The organism is Musicola keenii (genome assembly GCF_014855505.1).
Lineage (GTDB): Bacteria > Pseudomonadota > Gammaproteobacteria > Enterobacterales > Enterobacteriaceae > Musicola > Musicola paradisiaca.
On record NZ_JAAWVW010000006.1, the window covers coordinates 152,173 to 172,361 of the forward strand.

At 48.1% G+C, this 20,189-nt stretch carries 22 protein-coding genes and 2 tRNA genes; 6 read left to right on the forward strand and 18 right to left on the reverse strand.

The window, feature by feature from the left end:
• Positions 1–10: 10 nt before the first annotated feature.
• From nusA to rlmE, 9 genes are all read right to left on the reverse strand, one after another.
• Positions 11–1,501 carry a transcription termination factor NusA gene (gene nusA / locus HEP82_RS08430; RefSeq protein ID WP_192457674.1) on the reverse strand — a complete coding sequence of 497 codons (1,491 nt, stop codon included), beginning with the start codon at positions 1,499–1,501 and terminating at the stop codon, positions 11–13.
• 21 nt (positions 1,502–1,522) lie between these two features.
• Complete coding sequence (gene rimP / locus HEP82_RS08435; protein WP_192457675.1) at positions 1,523–1,975, reverse strand: ribosome maturation factor RimP; 453 nt, start codon at positions 1,973–1,975, stop codon at positions 1,523–1,525.
• A gap of 215 nt (positions 1,976–2,190) precedes the next feature.
• Positions 2,191–2,267, reverse strand: a tRNA-Met gene (locus HEP82_RS08440).
• A 59-nt stretch (positions 2,268–2,326) separates the two neighbouring features.
• Positions 2,327–2,413, reverse strand: a tRNA-Leu gene (locus tag HEP82_RS08445).
• Positions 2,414–2,472: 59 nt separating this feature from the next.
• Positions 2,473–2,805, reverse strand: coding sequence for a preprotein translocase subunit SecG (gene secG, locus HEP82_RS08450; protein WP_192457676.1), 333 nt, complete (start codon positions 2,803–2,805; stop codon positions 2,473–2,475).
• Positions 2,806–3,102: 297 nt separating this feature from the next.
• Positions 3,103–4,440 carry a phosphoglucosamine mutase gene (glmM, locus tag HEP82_RS08455; protein WP_192457677.1) on the reverse strand — a complete coding sequence of 446 codons (1,338 nt, stop codon included), beginning with the start codon at positions 4,438–4,440 and terminating at the stop codon, positions 3,103–3,105.
• A gap of 11 nt (positions 4,441–4,451) precedes the next feature.
• Entirely contained in the window at positions 4,452–5,285 is an 834-nt protein-coding gene (folP, locus tag HEP82_RS08460) for a dihydropteroate synthase (RefSeq protein WP_192457678.1), read from the reverse strand.
• Between the two features lie 112 nt (positions 5,286–5,397).
• The gene (gene ftsH / locus HEP82_RS08465) at positions 5,398–7,362 is read right to left on the reverse strand and encodes an ATP-dependent zinc metalloprotease FtsH (protein WP_192457679.1); all 1,965 of its coding nucleotides are present in this window, start codon (positions 7,360–7,362) and stop codon (positions 5,398–5,400) included.
• A 47-nt stretch (positions 7,363–7,409) separates the two neighbouring features.
• A complete protein-coding gene (gene rlmE, locus HEP82_RS08470; protein ID WP_192457680.1) occupies positions 7,410–8,039 on the reverse strand; it encodes a 23S rRNA (uridine(2552)-2'-O)-methyltransferase RlmE in 630 nt (209 codons plus the stop codon).
• Positions 8,040–8,182: 143 nt separating this feature from the next.
• Between rlmE and yhbY the strand changes: the two genes are divergently transcribed.
• Entirely contained in the window at positions 8,183–8,476 is a 294-nt protein-coding gene (gene yhbY, locus HEP82_RS08475) for a ribosome assembly RNA-binding protein YhbY (protein ID WP_192457681.1), read from the forward strand.
• Between the two features lie 129 nt (positions 8,477–8,605).
• Here yhbY and greA read toward each other — a convergent pair whose 3' ends face one another.
• Positions 8,606–9,082, reverse strand: coding sequence for a transcription elongation factor GreA (greA, locus tag HEP82_RS08480; protein ID WP_192457682.1), 477 nt, complete (start codon positions 9,080–9,082; stop codon positions 8,606–8,608).
• Positions 9,083–9,344: 262 nt separating this feature from the next.
• Here greA and dacB point away from each other — a divergent pair, with 262 nt between their 5' ends.
• Entirely contained in the window at positions 9,345–10,784 is a 1,440-nt protein-coding gene (gene dacB / locus HEP82_RS08485) for a serine-type D-Ala-D-Ala carboxypeptidase (protein WP_192457683.1), read from the forward strand.
• A gap of 104 nt (positions 10,785–10,888) precedes the next feature.
• On the opposite strand, the gene cgtA is transcribed toward dacB, so the two are convergent.
• The 4 genes from cgtA to rplU form a co-directional block, all read right to left on the reverse strand.
• Positions 10,889–12,067, reverse strand: coding sequence for an Obg family GTPase CgtA (gene cgtA / locus HEP82_RS08490; protein WP_192457684.1), 1,179 nt, complete (start codon positions 12,065–12,067; stop codon positions 10,889–10,891).
• A 234-nt stretch (positions 12,068–12,301) separates the two neighbouring features.
• Positions 12,302–13,222: a DMT family transporter gene (locus tag HEP82_RS08495; RefSeq protein WP_192457685.1), complete on the reverse strand. Its 921-nt coding sequence runs from the start codon at positions 13,220–13,222 to the stop codon at positions 12,302–12,304.
• A gap of 94 nt (positions 13,223–13,316) precedes the next feature.
• Positions 13,317–13,574, reverse strand: a complete 258-nt coding sequence (gene rpmA, locus HEP82_RS08500) for a 50S ribosomal protein L27 (protein WP_015855021.1) — start codon at positions 13,572–13,574, stop codon at positions 13,317–13,319.
• Between the two features lie 19 nt (positions 13,575–13,593).
• Positions 13,594–13,905 (reverse strand): 50S ribosomal protein L21, encoded by a 312-nt coding sequence (gene rplU / locus HEP82_RS08505; protein WP_015855022.1) that lies wholly within the window; start codon positions 13,903–13,905, stop codon positions 13,594–13,596.
• A gap of 265 nt (positions 13,906–14,170) precedes the next feature.
• Between rplU and ispB the strand changes: the two genes are divergently transcribed.
• Positions 14,171–15,142: an octaprenyl diphosphate synthase gene (gene ispB, locus HEP82_RS08510; protein ID WP_192457686.1), complete on the forward strand. Its 972-nt coding sequence runs from the start codon at positions 14,171–14,173 to the stop codon at positions 15,140–15,142.
• A 17-nt stretch (positions 15,143–15,159) separates the two neighbouring features.
• Here ispB and HEP82_RS08515 read toward each other — a convergent pair whose 3' ends face one another.
• Both HEP82_RS08515 and HEP82_RS08520 read right to left on the reverse strand, forming a co-directional pair.
• The gene (locus HEP82_RS08515) at positions 15,160–15,522 is read right to left on the reverse strand and encodes a DNA-binding protein (RefSeq protein WP_192457687.1); all 363 of its coding nucleotides are present in this window, start codon (positions 15,520–15,522) and stop codon (positions 15,160–15,162) included.
• A gap of 221 nt (positions 15,523–15,743) precedes the next feature.
• Complete coding sequence (locus HEP82_RS08520) at positions 15,744–16,130, reverse strand: DNA-binding protein (RefSeq protein ID WP_192457688.1); 387 nt, start codon at positions 16,128–16,130, stop codon at positions 15,744–15,746.
• 186 nt (positions 16,131–16,316) lie between these two features.
• On the opposite strand from HEP82_RS08520, the gene HEP82_RS08525 reads away from it, so the two are divergent.
• Complete coding sequence (locus HEP82_RS08525) at positions 16,317–16,580, forward strand: helix-turn-helix domain-containing protein (protein WP_015855026.1); 264 nt, start codon at positions 16,317–16,319, stop codon at positions 16,578–16,580.
• Positions 16,581–16,655: 75 nt separating this feature from the next.
• Here HEP82_RS08525 and mdh read toward each other — a convergent pair whose 3' ends face one another.
• Positions 16,656–17,594 carry a malate dehydrogenase gene (gene mdh, locus HEP82_RS08530; protein WP_192457689.1) on the reverse strand — a complete coding sequence of 313 codons (939 nt, stop codon included), beginning with the start codon at positions 17,592–17,594 and terminating at the stop codon, positions 16,656–16,658.
• A gap of 467 nt (positions 17,595–18,061) precedes the next feature.
• On the opposite strand from mdh, the gene argR reads away from it, so the two are divergent.
• On the forward strand, positions 18,062–18,532 hold the full coding sequence (argR, locus tag HEP82_RS08535; RefSeq protein ID WP_015855028.1) for a transcriptional regulator ArgR: 471 nt from the start codon (positions 18,062–18,064) through the stop codon (positions 18,530–18,532).
• A gap of 132 nt (positions 18,533–18,664) precedes the next feature.
• On the opposite strand, the gene tsaD is transcribed toward argR, so the two are convergent.
• On the reverse strand, positions 18,665–19,678 hold the full coding sequence (tsaD, locus tag HEP82_RS08540) for a tRNA (adenosine(37)-N6)-threonylcarbamoyltransferase complex transferase subunit TsaD (RefSeq protein ID WP_192457793.1): 1,014 nt from the start codon (positions 19,676–19,678) through the stop codon (positions 18,665–18,667).
• Positions 19,679–19,906: 228 nt separating this feature from the next.
• On the opposite strand from tsaD, the gene rpsU reads away from it, so the two are divergent.
• The gene (gene rpsU, locus HEP82_RS08545; RefSeq protein WP_001144069.1) at positions 19,907–20,122 is read left to right on the forward strand and encodes a 30S ribosomal protein S21; all 216 of its coding nucleotides are present in this window, start codon (positions 19,907–19,909) and stop codon (positions 20,120–20,122) included.
• Positions 20,123–20,189: the final 67 nt, after the last annotated feature.

Below are 20,189 nucleotides of genomic sequence, written 5' to 3' on the forward strand. Positions count from 1 at the left end.
CTACAGTTCGTTATTCGTTACTATCACCAAACCAACAGATATTACGTGCGGCCATAATCAGCTCACCGGCTTTCTCTTCGTTCAGCCCATCAATATCTGTCAGGTCGTCGACGCCCTGCTCAGCAAGATCTTCCAGCGTACAAACTCCGCGTGCGGCCAGTGTAAACGCCATTTCACGCGGCAGACCAGCTAAATTGAGCAAATCTTCTGCAGGTTGGCCGGCACCACGATTCTCTTCCCGCGCCAGAGCGAGTGTTGTCAACGCGGCTTTAGCGCGTTCACGCAATGCTTCAATGGTTTCTTCATCCAAACCATCGATTTCCTGCAGTTCGGTGATAGGTACATAGGCCAGCTCTTCCAGCGATGAGAATCCTTCTTCCACCAGTGCGGTAGCGAACTCTTCATCAATATCCAGATAGCGCGTGAACACGTCGATCGCTGCATGCGCTTCAGCCTGATGTTTCGCTTGAAGATCTTCAATAGTCATCACGTTCAGTTCCCATCCGCTCAATTGGGATGCCAAACGAACGTTTTGACCATTACGACCAATAGCTTGCGCCAGATTTCCCGCTTCGACAGCGATATCCATAGTGTGTTTGTCTTCGTCCACCACAATGGAGGCTACATCAGCTGGAGCCATCGCATTAATCACAAACTGTGCCGGGTTGTCATCCCACAGGACAATATCGATACGCTCTCCACCCAACTCACTGGATACCGCCTGAACGCGAGCGCCACGCATACCTACGCAAGCGCCAACAGGGTCGATACGTTTATCATTAGTCTTCACGGCAATCTTGGCACGAGATCCCGGATCACGAGCGGCAGCCTTGATCTCGATGACCTCTTCACCAATTTCAGGAACCTCGATCCGGAAAAGCTCAATCAGCATTTCCGGACGAGAGCGGCTGACAAACAACTGAGCACCACGCGCTTCAGGGCGAACAGCATACAGCACCCCGCGGATACGATCACCTGGGCGGAAATTCTCACGCGGCAGCATATCTTCACGCCCAATCACGGCTTCAGCATTACTGCCAAGATCAAGCGAAATATTGTCGCGATTCACCTTCTTTACGACGCCGGTGACAATTTCGCCTTCCTGCTCACGGAACTGATCAACCACCATCGCGCGTTCCGCTTCTCGCACTTTTTGTACGATAACCTGCTTGGCGGTTTGCGTCGTGATACGATCAAAAGTAACGGACTCTATCTGATCTTCGATATAGCCGCCTAAATCAATTTCAGGCTCCTCAAACTGGGCCGCTTCAAGCGTGATCTCACGTGTCGGCTGAGTGACTTCATTGACGACCAGCCAACGGCGGAATGTATCAAAGTCGCCAGTTTTACGATCGATGCATACCCGCACATCGATATCCTGTTCATATTTTTTCTTGGTTGCAGTCGCCAGTGCGGTTTCCAGCGCCTCAAAAATTTTCTCACGCGGAACGGCTTTCTCATTAGAAACCGCTTCAACAACAGCCAGAATCTCTTTATTCATCCTAGTTGCCTCATTCAAACCTTAAAAGTGGGGTACCAGGTTCGCCTTCTGGATATTGCTCAGCGCGAACACCTCATCTTTGCCTTCCACTGTTACAGTGATCATCTCACCCTCTACGGATTTGATTATCCCCTGCCACTTGCGACGATTCTGGACAGCCATACGCAATACCAGACTCACTTCCTCACCAACAAAGCGCTCATAGTGCTCTGCAGTGAAAAGCGGTCGATCCAACCCGGGAGAAGATACTTCCAGGTTATAGGCGACAGAGATGGGATCCTCAACGTCCATCACCGCACTGACCTGGTGGCTGACATCAGCACAATCATCAACAGTGATCCCATCTTCACTATCAATATAGATACGCAGTGTTGACTGGCGACCCCGAATGAACTCTATACCGACTAATTCATAGCCCAGAGCTTCAACGGGTGCTGAAATCATTTCTGTCAATTTTTGCTCTAATGTGGACAAGCCCACCCCCAAGACATAAAAAAAGGGCCTTATAGCCCAGTAATTCTGTTGTCAAATAACAAAAAACCCCGATATATCGGGGCTTTATGCAACTGGACCCTGTTACCGCACACTGTCGCGGTATAACTCACCATAAAGCATCTTTTCAAAACTTATTGTGAATTCAACGTTACCGTCAGAACATTCGTTTGAAAAAAAGCTTTTGGAAAGTTAGTTGGTTGCGGGGGCCGGATTTGAACCGACGACCTTCGGGTTATGAGCCCGACGAGCTACCAGGCTGCTCCACCCCGCGTCCGAAAACGTGGCAAATACTACGCTGACAACTATCAAATTGCAAGTTATCAATAGGATTGGTACCGAGGACGGGACTTGAACCCGTAAGCCCAATCGGGCACTACCACCTCAAGGTAGCGTGTCTACCAATTCCACCACCTCGGCATCATAACTTATTTTATTCTCCGATGACTGGTAGGATCATCGGAGAAAAACTTACTGACTCATTTGGGAATATCGCTTGACGGCGCCGTTGATTTTTCCGGAGCAACCTGCTCAACCTTTGCGGGTTGGTTAAGATTGTCCCATTCACTACTTTTCTTACCATGCCCGGAGCTAAGGTTTCCCAAAATAAGGCTGATAACAAAAAACAACGTCGCAAGCAGTGCGGTCATTCGAGTCATGAAATTACCGGAGCCGCTCGAACCGAATAACGTCGCAGATGCTCCAGCTCCGAAAGACGCGCCCATGTCAGCACCTTTACCTTGCTGCAACATGATCAAACCGACCAGGCTGATCGCTACCAGAAGGAAAATGACTAAAAGAGCTTCGTACATAGCTGTACCCATATTATCTTTCGCAGTAAAAGCGAACTGGTTCAAATTCTTGCGGCTAACCGTCGACCATCCACACAGGATGTGTCACATCCCTTACAAATCGGGTCTGAATACTAACCAAAGCATTCATGGTTAGCAAGGGTAATTTGGGAACATCGCTCCGATTGAGGAAAAAACCATCGCCCCTCCCTTGTTCTAAAGGTATTTCAACTTATCCGCATGATTATATTGTCTTAATTCTCCAGTACACCCTTTTCGGCGAGGAAAGGGCGAACATCCCCGCCGGCGTGAAAGTGGCTATCCTGCCGATTTGACAGCCTCGGCTATACGATGAGCCATTTCAGCTACCTGGGCTTCATCCTCACCTTCCACCATGACTCTAATCAACGGCTCCGTACCCGACTTGCGCAATAGCACACGCCCTTTATTGCCCAGTTGGGCTTCAACATCCTGAGTAATGCGTTTTACCGACTCATGTTCCAGCGGATCATGCTCGCCAGAAAATCTTATGTTGACCAAGATCTGAGGAAACAGCTTCATTCCACTACATAGATCGTGAAGATTCATATGATTACGGGCCATCGCGGTAAGCACTTGCAGACCGGCTATAATGCCGTCTCCAGTAGTAGTTTTATCCAGCAAAATGACATGACCGGAGTTCTCTGCTCCCATACGCCAACCCTTTTCCTGCATCAGTTCAAGTACATATCGATCCCCGACCTTCGCTCTGGCAAAAGGTATTCCCAGCTGCTTCAATGCCACTTCTAGACCCATATTACTCATCAAGGTTCCAACCGCACCACCACGCAATTGTCCTTGACGTAAAGCCTCTCTGGCGATGATATAAAGGATCTGGTCGCCATCAACCTTATTCCCCAGATGATCAACCATGATCAGTCGATCACCATCACCATCAAAAGCTAGACCTACATCGGCTTTATCTCTCAGCACACGTTCCTGAAGACTTTCCACATCCGTGGCACCACATTGCTGATTGATATTCATACCATCAGGCTCGCAGCCAATGACTGTTACTTTAGCGCCAAGCTCGCGTAATACGCTGGGAGCGATATGATAAGTAGCGCCATTTGCGCAATCGACGACAATCTTAAGATTGTTCAGACTCAGTTCGTTGGGAAAAGTACTCTTGCAGAACTCGATATAACGCCCGGCAGCATCGACAATACGGCTGGCTCGCCCCAACTCAGCCGACTCAACGCAAGTCAACGGTTTTTCCATTTCAGCTTCAATGGCTTCTTCCACTTCATCAGGCAATTTAGTGCCATCGATAGAAAAAAATTTGATGCCATTGTCATAATACGGATTGTGCGAAGCAGAAATCACAATCCCAGCCTCAGCTCGAAAGGTTCGGGTCAGATAGGCTACTGCGGGAGTCGGCATAGGACCAGTAAAGGAAGCAGAAAGCCCGGCAGCAGCCAGACCTGCCTCCAGTGCAGACTCCAGCATATATCCAGAAATACGGGTATCTTTGCCGATAATGATCTTTCTTGAGCCGTGACGAGCCAGCACTTTCCCTGCCGCCCAGCCAAGTTTCAAAACGAAATCAGGCGTAATTGGTGTATCGCCGACTTTGCCACGAATACCGTCGGTACCAAAATATTTACGGCAGCTCATAATGTTATCTTCTATTCCTTCGCTGATAGTGTTGCTTCAACAATACGCAATGCATCTACGGTCGCTTTGACATCATGGACGCGAATAATCTGGGCACCTTTCATCGCGGCAATCACTGCACACGCAATACTTCCATAAACCCGCTCCCCGGGAGGAACATTCAATACTTGTCCAATCATGGATTTGCGGGACATACCTACTAGTAAAGGCAACCCAAAATGATGTAACTGTTCCAGACATGCCAGCAACCGATAATTATGCTGCAAATCTTTACCAAAACCGAATCCAGGATCCAGCAGCAATCGTTCCCGTTCGATGCCTGCATCTACACATTGGGCGATATGATGCTCGAAAAATACCTCTACGTCGCTAAGCACATCATCATATTGGGGGGAATGCTGCATGGTTCTCGGCAAACCTTGCATATGCATCAGACAGATCGGAAGCCCAGTCGCAGCAGCGGCACTTATCGCACCGGGCAGTTGAAGTGACCGAATATCGTTGATCAAATGAGCCCCCACGTCGGCAGCAGCAGTAATAATTTCGGGCTTCGATGTATCAACCGAAATCCACACATCAAAACGACGAGACAAGGCATCAACTACCGGGATCACCCGTTCCAGTTCATCGTCAACGCTAACTTCGCCGGCCCCAGGGCGAGTAGATTCACCGCCGATATCAATGATTGCTGCACCGGCAGTAATCATGTCGTTCGCATGCCGAATGGCTGCATCCAATGTATTGTGCTTACCGCCATCGGAAAAAGAATCCGGCGTAACATTCAATATCCCCATAACCTGGGGACGAGATAAATCCAGCACGGCACCACGAGCTTTTAGTTGCATTCTCACACTCCTGCACTACGTCAAAACCACAAAGACTCAGGCCCGGTAGTAAAAAACCCCGGCAAGCCGGGGTTCAACATAAATTTCATGCTTTTTCAGCGGTCATGAAATTTTATTTATCATTAATCGGACCAGACATTGTGTTGTCCGTTCCCGCATCAGAGGGACGCTGTTCCTCGCCTGACGAAGATGCTTTCGGGGCGCTTCCGCTATTATCAGAGGAATTGCTGCCACCAGGCGTAGAGCCGGGTTCTTCCCAACCAGCAGGCGGACGAACATCCTTACGTGCCATGAGATCGTCAATCTGAGGTGCATCAATGGTTTCATATTTCATCAACGCATCTTTCATGGAATGTAAAATATCCATGTTGGCCATCAGCAACTCACGAGCCCGTCTATAGTTTCTATCAATCAAAGATTTAACTTCCTGATCGATAATCCTAGCTGTCTCATCGGACATATGCTTGGCTTTAGCTACAGAGCGACCGAGGAAAACTTCCCCCTCTTCTTCAGCATATAATAAGGGCCCCAGTTTTTCGGAGAACCCCCATTGGGTCACCATGTTACGCGCAATTGAAGTCGCGACTTTAATATCATTCGATGCGCCGGTAGATACGTGTTCAACACCATAAATGATCTCTTCGGCCAGACGACCACCATACAAGGTGGAAATCTGGCTTTCTAACTTCTGACGACTTGCACTAATCGCATCGCCTTCCGGCAGGAAGAACGTAACCCCAAGAGCTCGACCACGAGGAATGATTGTAACCTTATGAACCGGATCATGTTCAGGAACAAGACGACCAATGATGGCATGGCCGGCTTCGTGGTATGCCGTTGACTCTTTTTGAGCTTCCGTCATCACCATGGAACGACGCTCAGCCCCCATCATGATTTTGTCTTTCGCCTTTTCGAACTCAACCATAGAGACCACACGTTTGTTTCCACGTGCAGCAAACAATGCAGCCTCATTCACCAAGTTCGCCAAATCAGCACCAGAAAAGCCTGGGGTACCTCGTGCAATTACAGAAGCATCAATGTCCGGAGACAAAGGAACCCGGCGCATATGAACTTTAAGAATCTGTTCACGCCCACGGACATCTGGCAGCCCAACAACAACCTGCCGGTCAAATCGGCCCGGCCGGAGCAACGCCGGGTCAAGAACATCAGGACGGTTAGTAGCAGCAATTACAATGATGCCTTCATTACCTTCAAAACCATCCATTTCCACCAGCATCTGATTCAACGTCTGTTCGCGTTCATCATGACCGCCGCCAAGACCAGCACCGCGTTGACGACCGACAGCATCGATTTCATCGATAAAGATGATGCAGGGCGCCGCTTTCTTTGCCTGCTCGAACATATCTCGAACGCGGGAAGCACCGACACCAACGAACATCTCGACAAAATCAGAACCAGAAATAGTAAAGAAAGGTACTTTAGCTTCGCCAGCTATGGCCTTAGCCAATAAAGTTTTACCCGTCCCTGGAGGGCCAACCATTAAAATGCCTTTAGGAATCTTACCGCCTAATTTCTGAAAACGGCTGGGCTCACGCAAATACTCAACCAGTTCAGCGACCTCTTCTTTGGCTTCGTCACATCCAGCAACATCGGCAAAAGTCGTCTTTATCTGATCTTCAGTAAGCATGCGTGCCTTGCTTTTACCAAAAGACATAGCCCCCTTGCCACCACCACCCTGCATCTGACGCATGAAGAAAATCCAAACGCCAATCAGCAACAGCATCGGGAACCATGAAATGAAGATGGTCGCCAGGAAACTTTGCTCCTCAGGAGGTTCACCAACCACTTTCACACTTTTGGTCAGGAGGTTATCCAGCAACTTGGGATCTTGGACAGGAATATATGTGGTGTATCGGCTGCTGTCTTTTTTGACAACATTAATCTCGCGTCCGTTAATACGTGCTTCACGGACCTGATCCTGATTCACTTCCGTTAAAAAGGTTGAATAATCCACCCTACGGCCATTCGACTCGCTGGGCCCAAAGCTCTGGAATACGGACATCAGCACCACCGCAATGACCAACCAGAGAATCAGGTTTTTCGCCATGTCACTCAAGGGATGAACCTCATATTACATCTGTGTTAAAAAATAGCGTCAGGTTACTACAGTTTGCGACCTGTCGCTACAATGTACACCTCACGAGAACGGGCACGTGAGGCTTCTGGCTTACGAATCTTCACTGTCGTAAACAGGGTGCGAATCTCTCTAAGATACTCATCGAAACCTTCACCCTGAAATACTTTCACTACAAAACTTCCTCCCGGCGCTAATACGTCCCGGCACATTCCCAACGCCAGTTCCACCAAATACATGGCCCTGGGAATGTCTACTGCAGGAGTACCACTCATGTTAGGCGCCATATCAGACATCACAACCTGAACCTTTTCATCGCCAACACGTTCCAGCAGAGTTTTCAGCACCAATTCATCACGAAAATCTCCCTGAAGGAAATCGACACCAACAATCGGATCCATAGGGAGGAGATCACACGCAATAATGCGCCCATTTTCGCCAATCTGACTGACCACATATTGAGACCATCCGCCGGGAGCTGCCCCTAGGTCGACAACCGTCATCCCAAGTTTGAATAGCTTGTCAGACTGCTGTAATTCATCAAGTTTAAACCATGCGCGAGAGCGAAGCCCTTTTTTCTGCGCCTGTTGCACATATTTGTCACTAAAGTGTTCCTGCAACCAGCGGGTGGAACTTGCAGAACGCTTTTTGTTAGCCATCGATTTCCCAACTATTCTTAAATAAGGCGCTTTCGGTACATGAAACGTCTCGATCACCACCAATTACCACAGTCGGATTGGTGATAATTACCAGATGGCGGTAGAATGATCCGTTTTCAATCCTAACCTAAGCAAAAAAGACAATGAACTTGAGTAACAAACAAAAACAGCACCTGAAAGGCTTGGCTCACCCGCTAAAACCGGTTGTCATGCTTGGCAACAACGGCCTGACTGAAGGCGTACTTGCCGAAATAGAACAGGCGCTGGAGCATCATGAGCTGATTAAAGTCAAGATTGCTGCTGAAGACCGCGAAACCAAAGGGCTTATCATTGATGCCATTCTGCGCGAAACTGGTGCCAGTAATGTTCAAGTCATCGGTCACACACTGGTACTCTACCGTGCGTCAAACGAACGAAAAATCGTGCTGCCACGATAACATTTTTCAGCCGGAGCTACTCGTTTCATTTTCGTCGCAAAGTGCCATGACTGAAGACGAGAGAAAAGGCCGCATGCGGCCTTTTTCTATTCTTTACAAAACCGTCGGCGCAGAGTCCAACGTCTTGCATCAAAGATATTCCACTTTCAAAATCTCATATTCGACAGCACCACCTGGAGTTGAGATGGTAACGACATCATCCGTCTCCTTACCAATCAAGCCGCGAGCTATGGGAGAATTGACAGAAATCAGATTCTGTTTGATGTCGGCTTCATCATCACCAACGATTCGATAAGTCTGCTCTTCGTCGTTATCCACGTTCAACACGGTAACCGTCGCACCAAAAATGACGCGACCTGTCGCTGACATTTTGGTGACATCAATGACCTGTGCATTAGAAAGTTTGGCCTCAATCTCCTGAATGCGCCCTTCACAGAATCCTTGCTGCTCACGAGCAGCGTGGTATTCCGCATTTTCTTTCAAATCACCGTGTTCGCGGGCTTCGGCAATTGCTGCAATGATTTCCGGCCGACGGACCGTCTTCAAATGCTCAAGTTCTTGACGTAACTTTTCAGCACCACGCAATGTCATCGGAAATTGCTTCATATCGTCACTACCTCTAAAAAAATCCGAACGGCCCAATAACCGTTACTCTCACGCACTCAACCTCCGCGATAGAGTGTTTCCATGCCAGTGCTTGCTGACAATTTAAACAAAAACAATCCGGCCCGGAATGTTTCTTCCAGGCCAGAGGCTGTTTTGCATTTTGATACGCATTTTACCCCAGAGTTCACTGGGGGTCATCGTTTACTTTAGACCATGATGCGCCGTAGTATGACCACACGTTACCCTGTACTTGACTGAGATTATGCGTTTTTCATCGATTCTTATCGGCATTGCCAGTTCTTTTCTTCTGTATACAAGCGCCCATGCGGCCACGGTTGAAGACCATATAAAATACTTACCAGACGGCGCAAACCTGGCAATGATAGTGCAGAAAATCGGGGCAACTACACCGACCATTGATTATCACAGCAATCAGATGGCATTACCGGCCAGTACACAAAAAGTGATTACTGCTCTGGCAGCCTTGCTGCAACTGGGGCCAGACTATCGCTTCATTACGACCATGGAAAGCCACGGCACGATCACCAACGGCGTTCTACGCGGGAACCTGATCGTTCGTTTCAGCGGCGATCCAACGCTGAAACGTCAACAGATCCGCAGTATGGTTCAGGATCTCAAAAAACGCGGTCTTCGCGAGATCGCGGGCGATGTCCTCATCGACACATCCGTTTTTGCCAGTCACGATAAAGCTCCCGGATGGCCCTGGAATGATATGACGCAATGCTTTAGCGCTCCGCCCGCCGCAGCCATCGTCGACAGAAACTGCTTCTCTATTTCACTTTACAGCGCCCCTAAAGCGGGCGACACCGCTTTTATACGAGTGGCATCCTATTATCCGGTTCAGATGTTCAGCGAAGTCCGCACGCTGCCTAAAGGCTCCCCTGATGCGCAGTATTGCGAGCTTGATGTCGTCCCTGGCGAACTCAACCGCTTCACACTCACTGGCTGTCTGACTCAACGTCCAGATCCTTTACCTTTAGCATTTGCTATTCAAGATGGCGCCAGCTATGCGGGAGCCATCGTCAAAGATGAGCTGGCACAAGCGGGTATAAATGCAACAGGTAATCTACGTCGGCAAGCCCTTCCAGGAACAGTTGGAACCGTATTAACCCAAACACAGTCCGAGCCGCTGCATGACCTACTGACAACTATGTTGAAAAAGTCAGACAACATGATTGCCGATACTGTTTTTCGTACAATAGGACATGAACGGTTTAAGGTTCCAGGTACATGGCGAGCCGGCGCCGACGCCGTCCGCCAAATTCTGAGACAAAAGGCTGGAGTAAATTTGGATAACAGCATCATCGTAGACGGTTCCGGCTTATCACGTCACAACCTGATTGCACCAGCCACCATGATGCAGGTATTACAATATATTGCCCAACACGACAGCGAACTGAACTATATCAAAATGCTGCCACTGGCAGGCTACGACGGCACCCTGCGTTATCGTGGAGGGTTGCATGAAGCAGGTTTGGACGGCAAAGTCTCGGCGAAGACAGGCGCACTTCAAGGGGTCTATAACCTGGCCGGTTTTATTACAACCGCAAGCGGTCAGCGTCTTGCTTTCGTACAATATCTTTCTGGCTATGCCGTGCCACCAGAGGATCAGAAAGAGCGCAGAATCCCTCTGGTGAGATTTGAGACCCATCTCTATAAGGATATTTACCAGAGTAATTGATTATTAAATAAAAATCCCCTTACCTATCAATTAGATAAGGGGATTAAATACCTATAACAAGCAAATCGCTACAATGCAGGTGATGTAGAAGTCAAACCGACGTATTAACGCTGATAGATAATTTCAACGCCTTCGTCATCGTCTTCATCCCAGTCATCATCCAAATCATCTTCCATATCCCCGTCAGCAGATTCCAGTTGCTCACGATGATAATCATCCCACATGAACTCGACTTTTTGGGATGCTGCTGCTCCCTCTTCCGTTTCCATGATTTTGGGATTGGCGTTAAGGAAACTCATAACATCCCAGCATAGCGCGTTCACGCCTGTGCGATTGGCCGCAGACACCAGGTAATATTTACCTTCCCACCCCAAAGCATTGGCAATCTCTTTAGCCCGCTTTTCGCCTTCAGCGTGATCCAGTAGATCCACTTTGTTGAATACCAACCAGCGAGGTTTCTCAGCCAATGTTGCGCTATAACTATGCAACTCATTCACGATCACCTTGGCATTCTGGATCGGATCAGATTCGTCCATAGGCACCAGATCGATCAGGTGTAACAAAACACGGCAACGCTCCAGATGACGGAGAAAACGGATCCCCAGACCGGCGCCTTCGGATGCACCTTCGATTAATCCGGGAATATCGGCAATAACAAAACTCTGCTCGCTATCCATACGAACCACGCCCAAACTAGGAACCAGCGTCGTAAATGGATAATCAGCCACTTTCGGCTTGGCGGCGGAGACAGCCCGGATAAATGTAGATTTACCAGCATTTGGCAACCCCAGCATGCCAACATCCGCCAGCAACAGCAATTCCAGCAATAACTCCCGCTCTTCTCCTGGCGTACCACTAGTCTTTTGACGCGGAGCACGATTCACCGATGACTTGAAGCGAGTGTTCCCTAATCCATGCCAACCCCCCTTGGCGACTAGCAAACGCTGCTGATGACGTGTCATATCTCCAAGGATCTCGTCCGTGCCTTTATCACGAATTCGTGTGCCTACCGGAACTTTGATGACAATATCCTTGCCACGTTTACCGGTACAGTCACGGCTTTGACCATTCTGCCCGCGTTCAGCGCGAAACGATTTCTCGAAACGGTAATCAATCAGGGTATTGAGGTTCTCATCAGCCAGCAGGTACACGTCGCCGCCGTCGCCGCCATCGCCGCCGTCCGGCCCACCATTAGGGATATATTTCTCACGGCGGAAACTGACGCAGCCGTTGCCACCGTCACCAGCCACGACAAGAATGGTGGCCTCATCTACAAACTTCATGAACTGTCTCCGAAAAAAACCAATAGAGAATGATCGATTTGCCTGATGGTTATTGGTTCTCTTTGGTATAACTATTTGATTTCTGACAACATCAATAAAAACGTGACCAATAAAAAACCGATGCATCAGAATTGTTCTGATAAAGGGGGGCAGATTGTACCTGCTCGGAGTAAAAATTTCACCTGTATTAAAAATAAACAGCAGAAATAAATGGACGATTGGATATATAAACGATTACCGCCCGATAATACGGTGCCCAATAGCCGAAAACATGGCCCCAGCCACAACAACAAACGCCCCTATATAACCAAGCGGATTCAGCTCAAGTGACGCAAAAACAGAAGGCCAGACAAGCGCCAGAATATCTGAGAAAAATAAGGTAAATAGCGGGGTAAGGGTAATAATGGCACTTACCTGAGCAGCCTGCCAACGAGCCATAGCTTCAGCCAGCGCACCATATCCGACTAGCGTATTGATTCCGCAAAACAACAAACAAACCAGTTGCCAGTTGCTTAATTGAAAAATTGCCCACGGCTTTGCCAGCGGAGTAATACAGAGAGCGCATAGCGCATATAGCAGAAACAACAATTGTTGCGACGATAACCGTCGAAGCAACACTTTTTGAGCCACACCATAAGATACCCAGACAGTGGCAGCCGCCATACCCAGTAATACACCCACAGTATAATCAGTAAGCCGGGTAAGTATTTCAACCAAACTGGAGTTAAAAAACATCACCAGGCCAGAAATTAAGATGATTGCACCGATTATCTGATTTAGACGCATCCTCTCTTTCAGAACAAAAACACTGGCAATCATCATTCCGACAGGAGATAACTGACCGATAACCTGTGAGGTTGTTGGGCTCAAGTAGCGCAGCGATGAGCTGAACAGCATGAAGTTTCCCAACAGTCCTCCTGTAGCGATGAACAGCAAAATCCACCAACGCTGATGATTAAACAGCCTAACAGTCGGCAAATGACCTTTGGCGCGAAGAAACAGCCACAGGCCAACGGACGCAATCACAAAACGATACCAGACTACGGTATAGGGCTCCATATTGGCCAAAACTTGCTTCATCGCTATTGGCAATGCGCCCCAGCATACAGCAGTGGTCAATGCCAAGCCTAATCCTATGCCAGCATTCTGTTTCATTATGGCTTATCCAAGTTGTTCTACTGTTATGCCCTGAAATACAAAAAGCCCTGCAACAAGTTGCAGGGCTTCAAGCTCTAGCCTGTATCGTCAATTATTCAGCGACAATGCTGACATACTTACGATTTTTAGGGCCTTTAACTTCGAACTTAACTTTACCGTCAGACAGCGCAAACAGAGTATGGTCTTTGCCACAACCTACATTGCTACCTGCGTGGAACTTAGTACCGCGCTGGCGAATAATAATGCTACCAGCCAACACTGCTTCTCCGCCAAAGCGCTTTACACCAAGACGTTTACTTTCTGAATCACGGCCGTTACGAGTTGAACCGCCAGCTTTTTTGTGTGCCATTAATCCGCTCTCCTAAAACTTAAGCGCTGATGCCGGTGATTTTCACGTCAGTAAACCACTGACGGTGACCAGCCTGCTTACGGTAGTGCTTACGGCGACGGAACTTAACGATCTTCACTTTTTCGCCACGACCATGAGCAATAACTTCAGCCTTGATCTTCCCGCCGTCCACGAAGGGAACACCGATTTTGACGTCATCACCATTAGCAACCATCAGAACCTGGTCAAACTCGACAGCCTCACCAGTTGCGATGTCCAGCTTTTCCAAGCGAACAGTCTGGCCTTCGCTTACTCGGTGTTGTTTACCACCACTTTGGAAAACTGCGTACATAAAAAACTCCGCTCTCTGCATGCCCACATGAATTATTCAGTATTCAGAGCACGCTATAAATATTCACAATAGGGCGCGAATTCTACGCAAAAAACCAGCTGATGACAAGCCTTGAATCCATCAACGTGAAGAAAAAGAATACAACTCACTAACTGCCGTTTATCTGCTCCATTTTTCAAGTACAATCAAGGCTACCACCCCCTATTTAGTGCCGATATAAACTACAAATTTACGGCACCATTGAACTCTTTAGCTGGCAAAAACGATGAACCTAGAGCAAATCACAGCGTTAAGCGCACAGGATATGGCCGCCGTCAATCAAATCATTCTGGAACAGCTCAATTCCGACGTCGCGCTGATTAATCAATTAGGACATTACATTATCAGCGGCGGAGGAAAACGTATCCGCCCCATGATTGCGGTACTTGCAGCCAGATCACTGAATTATCAAGGAAATAAACATATAACAGTCGCAGCACTGATCGAGTTTATCCATACAGCAACACTTTTACATGATGACGTTGTCGATGAGTCAGACATGCGCCGGGGTAAAGCCACCGCTAACGCCGCATTCGGAAACGCCGCCAGCGTGTTGGTCGGTGATTTTATCTACACTCGTGCATTTCAAATGATGACGAGTCTGTCTTCTCTGCACGTACTGGCCGTTATGTCCGATGCGGTTAACGTCATAGCCGAAGGTGAAGTTCTGCAATTAATGAACTGCAACGATCCAGACATCACTGAAGAGAGCTATATGCGCGTAATTTACAGTAAAACCGCGCGCTTATTTGAGGCTGCCGCCCAGTCTTCCGCTATTCTGGCTGATGCTGATACCACATGTGAAAACGCTTTACGGGATTATGGCCGCTATCTAGGAACCGCATTCCAATTGATTGATGACTTACTGGATTATAATGCGGACGGCAAAACGCTCGGCAAAAATACCGGCGATGATCTGAATGAAGGGAAACCCACCCTACCGCTACTGCACGCCATGCATCATGGCAATCCGGAACAACGCCGTATGATCCGTCAAGCAATCGAACAAGGAAATGGGCGCCACCTATTAATTCCTGTGCTAGCAGCCATGCAGGAATGCGGTTCGTTGGAATATACCCGTCAACGTGCGGAAGAAGAAGCAGACAAAGCGATTGCCGCATTACAATGCCTGCCGCACAGTGATTTCAAAACCGCGCTGGAAAGCCTGGCACACCTAGCGGTTCAGCGTAATTACTAATTCTGTCGTGTCTTCTACTACTTCATCATTCCCTTTGGTCTGCTGTTGAGGCAGGCCAGTAAAGGTATCGCACCTTCTCTTAGAATCAAGTCAATGAGGTGCTCACGCTCAGCGGCTGACAGCTGCTTGAAAGTCTCCACCCAAATTGATAATTGTTCCGAATCGTTCATAACAGAATAGGCCGGGTAACTTTCCTGCAAAGCATGCCTGACGTTATCAGGCAAACTCCAAAGTGAATACTCAACGCCTTTTCCCTGAACACCTTTGAGTTTCCGCCTTGCCCATCCTTTTACATTGGCCTGCTTATTCACTCCCTGCCGGGTTGTCGGCAGGCCCGCTACACCCAATAATTCCTTCGTTGCGAACCATTCTTTCTTCATCTAAATACTCCCTTTGATACCCGTCCATTTATTAAGAAACAAAAAAACCACAATAGGAGTTAAGTTTCCACATAATAGACTAATTTTATCCATACATCTAATGAGTTCACGTTAGAACAAGGCTAATCAACAGTGCCAGATGGAATAAAAGGGGGGAGACTACGTAAAGGAGAGCGGAACCACTCCATACTCAACGAGTGCGGAATGGTCCGATAATGGTATTATTCAGAAAAATCTTTTATTAAAGAAGCAACGCCTGAATTGGTCAATCCAAGCTGTTTTAGCGTCGCAGAAACACCTTCCCGCATGATAAATGCAATCAGTTTTTCACGTTCTGGCACCGATAGCTGCTGATAAATTTGAATCCAGACAGATAGCATATCCGACGATTTCACCGAATATTCTCCTGATGTTTCCCGTACAAGCAGCGTCTGCTGAACAGTTTGTGGCAAACTGTGGATCGAATATTCCACACCGCGTCCTTGCACACCTTTGCGTCGACGTTTTTCCCAACCATCTTCTCGGGCCCGCTTGTTCAATCCTTGCCTTGATTTAGGCAGTCCGCCAACACCAACCAATTCGCTGGTCGCAAACCACTCTTTTTTCATGTCCTTTTCATCCCGATAGTGCTATTCGTTACACACGCAGTTCCATTTGGAAATTAATTGGAAATATTCAGGAAATTGATGCTATATTATTTCCAAATAATGATTCCTGGTTAACGAAACCATTCACCATGAAACGTTAGTTATACCATTAATACGCTGTCGTCTTATAGCAATAAGGGAAGGATTATGAATTCAAGGAAAAATGATTGGCATCCTGCCGATATTATTGCGGCACTAAGAAAAAAAGGAACAACACTTGCGGCGGTTTCTCGGGCGGCCGGGTTGAGTTCATCGACATTAGCTAACGCATTATCCCGACCGTGGCCAAAAGGAGAATGGTTGATCGCGGATGCATTAGGCATCCATCCTGCTGAGATCTGGCCAAGCCGTTACTATGATCATATAACCAATGAATTACTCGATCGTAAAAAACTGATTCGTCCCCACTAACGGCTGGATACAGTAACCCCATAAAAAAGCCGGAGATACAGTTGATCTCCGGCTTTTTCAAAACAAACTGACAGGTTATTTATTGACGAACACTTCACCCTGCACGATATCCTGCTTCAACGTATCGAGCATGCTGACCAGAGATTGTTGTTCATAAGCGCTGAGAGCCCCTATCTCTCTACGCTCCATGATCCCTTCTTTTCCCAGCAACAATGGCTGAGCAAAGAAACGAGCAAACTTGCCGTCACTTTCCACATAAGCGCATTCGACAACACCGCTTTCGCCTTGCAAAGCACGAACCAGTGACAACCCAAAGCGAGCTGCTGCTTGGCCCATTGACAATGTTGCAGATCCGCCGCCTGCTTTAGCTTCAACGACTTCAGTCCCGGCATTCTGAATACGCTTGGTCAAAGCAACCACTTCCTGCTCAGAGAGGTCAACGCCAGGAATCTGTGAAAGCAAAGGCAATATAGTGACCCCAGAATGCCCACCAATAACAGGTACATCGATTTCCTGTGGATGCTTCCCCTTCAACTCAGCAACAAAAGTATTTGAACGAATAATATCGAGCGTCGTGACGCCGAAAAGTCTATTTCTGTCATAAACTCCCGCTTTTTTAAGCGTCTCAGCGGCAATAGCTACCGTCGAATTAACGGGGTTGGTAATGACACAGATACAGGCTTTAGGACAAGTGCGGGCAATCTGCTCTACCAGGTTACGCACAATTCCGGCATTTACATTAAAAAGATCGGAACGATCCATGCCAGGTTTACGAGCTACTCCCGCAGAAATCAGTACAATATCCGCACCTACCAACGCCGGGGTGGCGTCTTCACCGCAAAATCCTTTGATGTTGACTGCTGTTGGAATATGACTCAAATCAACAGCAACACCTGGAGTCACGGGAGCAATGTCATAGAGCGACAATTCTGAACCTGAAGGAAGCTGGGTTTTGAGGAGAAGCGCAAGGGCTTGACCAATACCGCCTGCGGCTCCTAGAACTGCAACTTTCATCCTAAACTCCTTATTATCTTATTAATTAAAAGTACCGTGGATTCATTTAGTTATAACCATGCGTATTTAATTGACAAGCAGGTGGAACTGTCATTGGCGAGGATAAACACGCATACGGTGATCAGGCGCTATGTAATTAATAATAAACTAATAATACGTATTAAAACTGAAAGGTAAGTAAAGTTACAGGTAATGGCGCCGAACACCGACATGAGCCCACGACAGGTTAACCATTTTGTTGCATTACAACATGCACCACTCTCTAAACAACATCATTTTGATAACATTTTATTTACTTTTTTGTGAGAGAGAGCACAGAACCAAATACTTCAAATCGCGTGATGTTTTGTCTCTTCAAAATGAAAAGGTGTTCCAGAACAATACGACTCCACAGGCAAAAATATTGCATAAAAATTCATTTATATGCATAATGCGGGGAATGATTAATCCAATTACCCCGGTGCCGAATGCGAAACTCCACAAAACAAGAAGATTTAGTAAAAGCGTTCAAAGCGCTGCTAAAAGAAGAAAAATTCAGTTCTCAAAGTGAAATTGTGCAAGCGCTGCAGGACGATGGGTTTGAAAATATCAACCAATCTAAGGTTTCCCGCATGCTGACAAAGTTCGGCGCGGTCAGAACCCGCAATGCCAAGATGGAAATGGTTTATTGCTTGCCCGCAGAGCTAGGGGTACCGACGACAACCAGTCCATTGAAAAATCTGGTACTGGATGTCGATCACAACGATGCGGTAGTCGTTATTCATACCAGCCCCGGTGCCGCTCAGCTTATTGCTCGTTTACTGGATTCGCTAGGCAAATCTGAAGGGATCCTCGGCACTATTGCCGGCGACGATACTATATTTACCACGCCGGCAAAGGGCTTCAGTGTCAAACAGCTCTACGAGGCCATTCTGGTTTTGTTTGAGCAAGAGCTCTGAAAAAACATCCGTGTTGCGCCATTCAAGCCAGCCTGGCAGAAAATTCAAGGGAAGTTCTCAGCGGAAATTTCCCCTTTAGCCAAACCGGCATCGAGCCGCACAGCACTTCCTTATTTATAGACATGTTGCTTCTCACACCGGGGGTAAATCAGCCAGCGGCCAACGAGGCCTGACGCTTATCCCTAAATCGCTCATCGTCCCCTGTTGAAGGCGCACTGCGCCAGCATAAGCAATCATTGCACCGTTATCGGTACAAAACGCAGGACGAGCATAAAACACTTCGCCACCACGTTTATTCATCATCTCTGCCAGTTTCTGGCGTAATGTCTGGTTAGCACTGACGCCTCCTGCGATCACCAGACGACGAAACCCGGTTTCATCCAGTGCCCGACGACATTTAATCGCCAGCGTATCGACGACAGCATCTTCAAACGCTCGCGCGATATCCGCCTGGGTCTGCGGGTCATTCCCATTTTCACGAATAGTATTGGCGGCAAACGTTTTCAGACCTGAAAAACTGAAATCCAGCCCCGGACGATCCGTCATTGGGCGGGGAAAAACAAACCGCCCATGCTGGCCGGCCTGCGCCATCTTCGATAACAATGGCCCGCCGGGATAATCCAACCCTAACAGTTTGGCCGTTTTATCAAATGCTTCGCCTGCCGCGTCGTCAATAGACTCCCCCAGTAGTAGATACTTACCAACCCCAGTTACGCTAATCAACTGGGTATGCCCGCCGGAAACCAGCAACGCGACAAAAGGGAAATCAGGGGGATTGTCTTCCAACATAGGTGCCAACAGATGGCCTTCCATATGATGAACAGCCACGGCCGGCACATTCCAAGCAAATGCCAGCGCTCGACCAACTGTAGCACCAACCAGCAAAGCCCCAACCAAACCGGGCCCGGCTGTATAGGCAACGCCATCAATATCGCCTTTATTTAAACCGGCGTCTCGCAGCGCGGCCTGAATGAGGGGAACGGTCTTACGAACATGATCACGTGACGCCAACTCCGGCACTACGCCGCCATAATCCGCATGCAGCTTAACCTGGCTGTAAAGCTGGTTAGCCAACAGGCCTGCCTGCGTGTCATAAATCGCTACGCCGGTTTCGTCGCAGGAAGTCTCTATACCCAATACGCGCATTACTGTAATTACTCTCATTTCTTGACTGGCCGTACGCCTGGCGCCGGTTGCGTCGGGCGGCGGGTAGTCTACCATAACCCCTGTGAATTATAGGCACGGAAGGCCGTAAAATGGTTTATGTTTGTTCACGGGCTTTACAAACGCGACACGATTGCAGTAGAATTCCGCACCATTTTGAAAAGGCTGGCACAGGCCAGCAACATACCGATTTATTGAGGTGAGAGGCACATGCCGGTAATTAAAGTACGTGAAAACGAGCCGTTCGACGTAGCTCTGCGTCGCTTCAAGCGTTCCTGTGAAAAAGCAGGTGTATTGGCTGAAGTTCGTCGTCGTGAGTTCTATGAAAAACCGACTACTGAACGTAAACGCGCAAAAGCTTCTGCTGTTAAGCGTCATGCCAAGAAGCTGGCTCGAGAAAACGCACGCCGCACTCGTCTGTATTAATTTTCTGGGGTTTGCCCCTCCGCGTGATTAATCCGCAGACTTAGCAGTTGCATACGAAGGCCGTGCT

What these genes read in the sequence shown, in the direction of transcription:
- nusA (WP_192457674.1), bottom strand. Translation starts at nt 1,501, where the DNA reads ATGAATAAAGAGATTCTGGCTGTTGTTGAAGCGGTTTCTAATGAGAAA.
- secG (WP_192457676.1), bottom strand. Translation starts at nt 2,805, where the DNA reads ATGTACGAAGCTCTTTTAGTCATTTTCCTTCTGGTAGCGATCAGCCTG.
- glmM (WP_192457677.1), bottom strand. Translation starts at nt 4,440, where the DNA reads ATGAGCTGCCGTAAATATTTTGGTACCGACGGTATTCGTGGCAAAGTC.
- folP (WP_192457678.1), bottom strand. Translation starts at nt 5,285, where the DNA reads ATGCAACTAAAAGCTCGTGGTGCCGTGCTGGATTTATCTCGTCCCCAG.
- rlmE (WP_192457680.1), bottom strand. Translation starts at nt 8,039, where the DNA reads ATGGCTAACAAAAAGCGTTCTGCAAGTTCCACCCGCTGGTTGCAGGAA.
- yhbY (WP_192457681.1), top strand. Translation starts at nt 8,183, where the DNA reads ATGAACTTGAGTAACAAACAAAAACAGCACCTGAAAGGCTTGGCTCAC.
- greA (WP_192457682.1), bottom strand. Translation starts at nt 9,082, where the DNA reads ATGAAGCAATTTCCGATGACATTGCGTGGTGCTGAAAAGTTACGTCAA.
- dacB (WP_192457683.1), top strand. Translation starts at nt 9,345, where the DNA reads ATGCGTTTTTCATCGATTCTTATCGGCATTGCCAGTTCTTTTCTTCTG.
- cgtA (WP_192457684.1), bottom strand. Translation starts at nt 12,067, where the DNA reads ATGAAGTTTGTAGATGAGGCCACCATTCTTGTCGTGGCTGGTGACGGT.
- HEP82_RS08495 (WP_192457685.1), bottom strand. Translation starts at nt 13,222, where the DNA reads ATGAAACAGAATGCTGGCATAGGATTAGGCTTGGCATTGACCACTGCT.
- rpmA (WP_015855021.1), bottom strand. Translation starts at nt 13,574, where the DNA reads ATGGCACACAAAAAAGCTGGCGGTTCAACTCGTAACGGCCGTGATTCA.
- rplU (WP_015855022.1), bottom strand. Translation starts at nt 13,905, where the DNA reads ATGTACGCAGTTTTCCAAAGTGGTGGTAAACAACACCGAGTAAGCGAA.
- ispB (WP_192457686.1), top strand. Translation starts at nt 14,171, where the DNA reads ATGAACCTAGAGCAAATCACAGCGTTAAGCGCACAGGATATGGCCGCC.
- HEP82_RS08515 (WP_192457687.1), bottom strand. Translation starts at nt 15,522, where the DNA reads ATGAAGAAAGAATGGTTCGCAACGAAGGAATTATTGGGTGTAGCGGGC.
- HEP82_RS08520 (WP_192457688.1), bottom strand. Translation starts at nt 16,130, where the DNA reads ATGAAAAAAGAGTGGTTTGCGACCAGCGAATTGGTTGGTGTTGGCGGA.
- HEP82_RS08525 (WP_015855026.1), top strand. Translation starts at nt 16,317, where the DNA reads ATGAATTCAAGGAAAAATGATTGGCATCCTGCCGATATTATTGCGGCA.
- mdh (WP_192457689.1), bottom strand. Translation starts at nt 17,594, where the DNA reads ATGAAAGTTGCAGTTCTAGGAGCCGCAGGCGGTATTGGTCAAGCCCTT.
- argR (WP_015855028.1), top strand. Translation starts at nt 18,062, where the DNA reads ATGCGAAACTCCACAAAACAAGAAGATTTAGTAAAAGCGTTCAAAGCG.
- tsaD (WP_192457793.1), bottom strand. Translation starts at nt 19,678, where the DNA reads ATGCGCGTATTGGGTATAGAGACTTCCTGCGACGAAACCGGCGTAGCG.
- rpsU (WP_001144069.1), top strand. Translation starts at nt 19,907, where the DNA reads ATGCCGGTAATTAAAGTACGTGAAAACGAGCCGTTCGACGTAGCTCTG.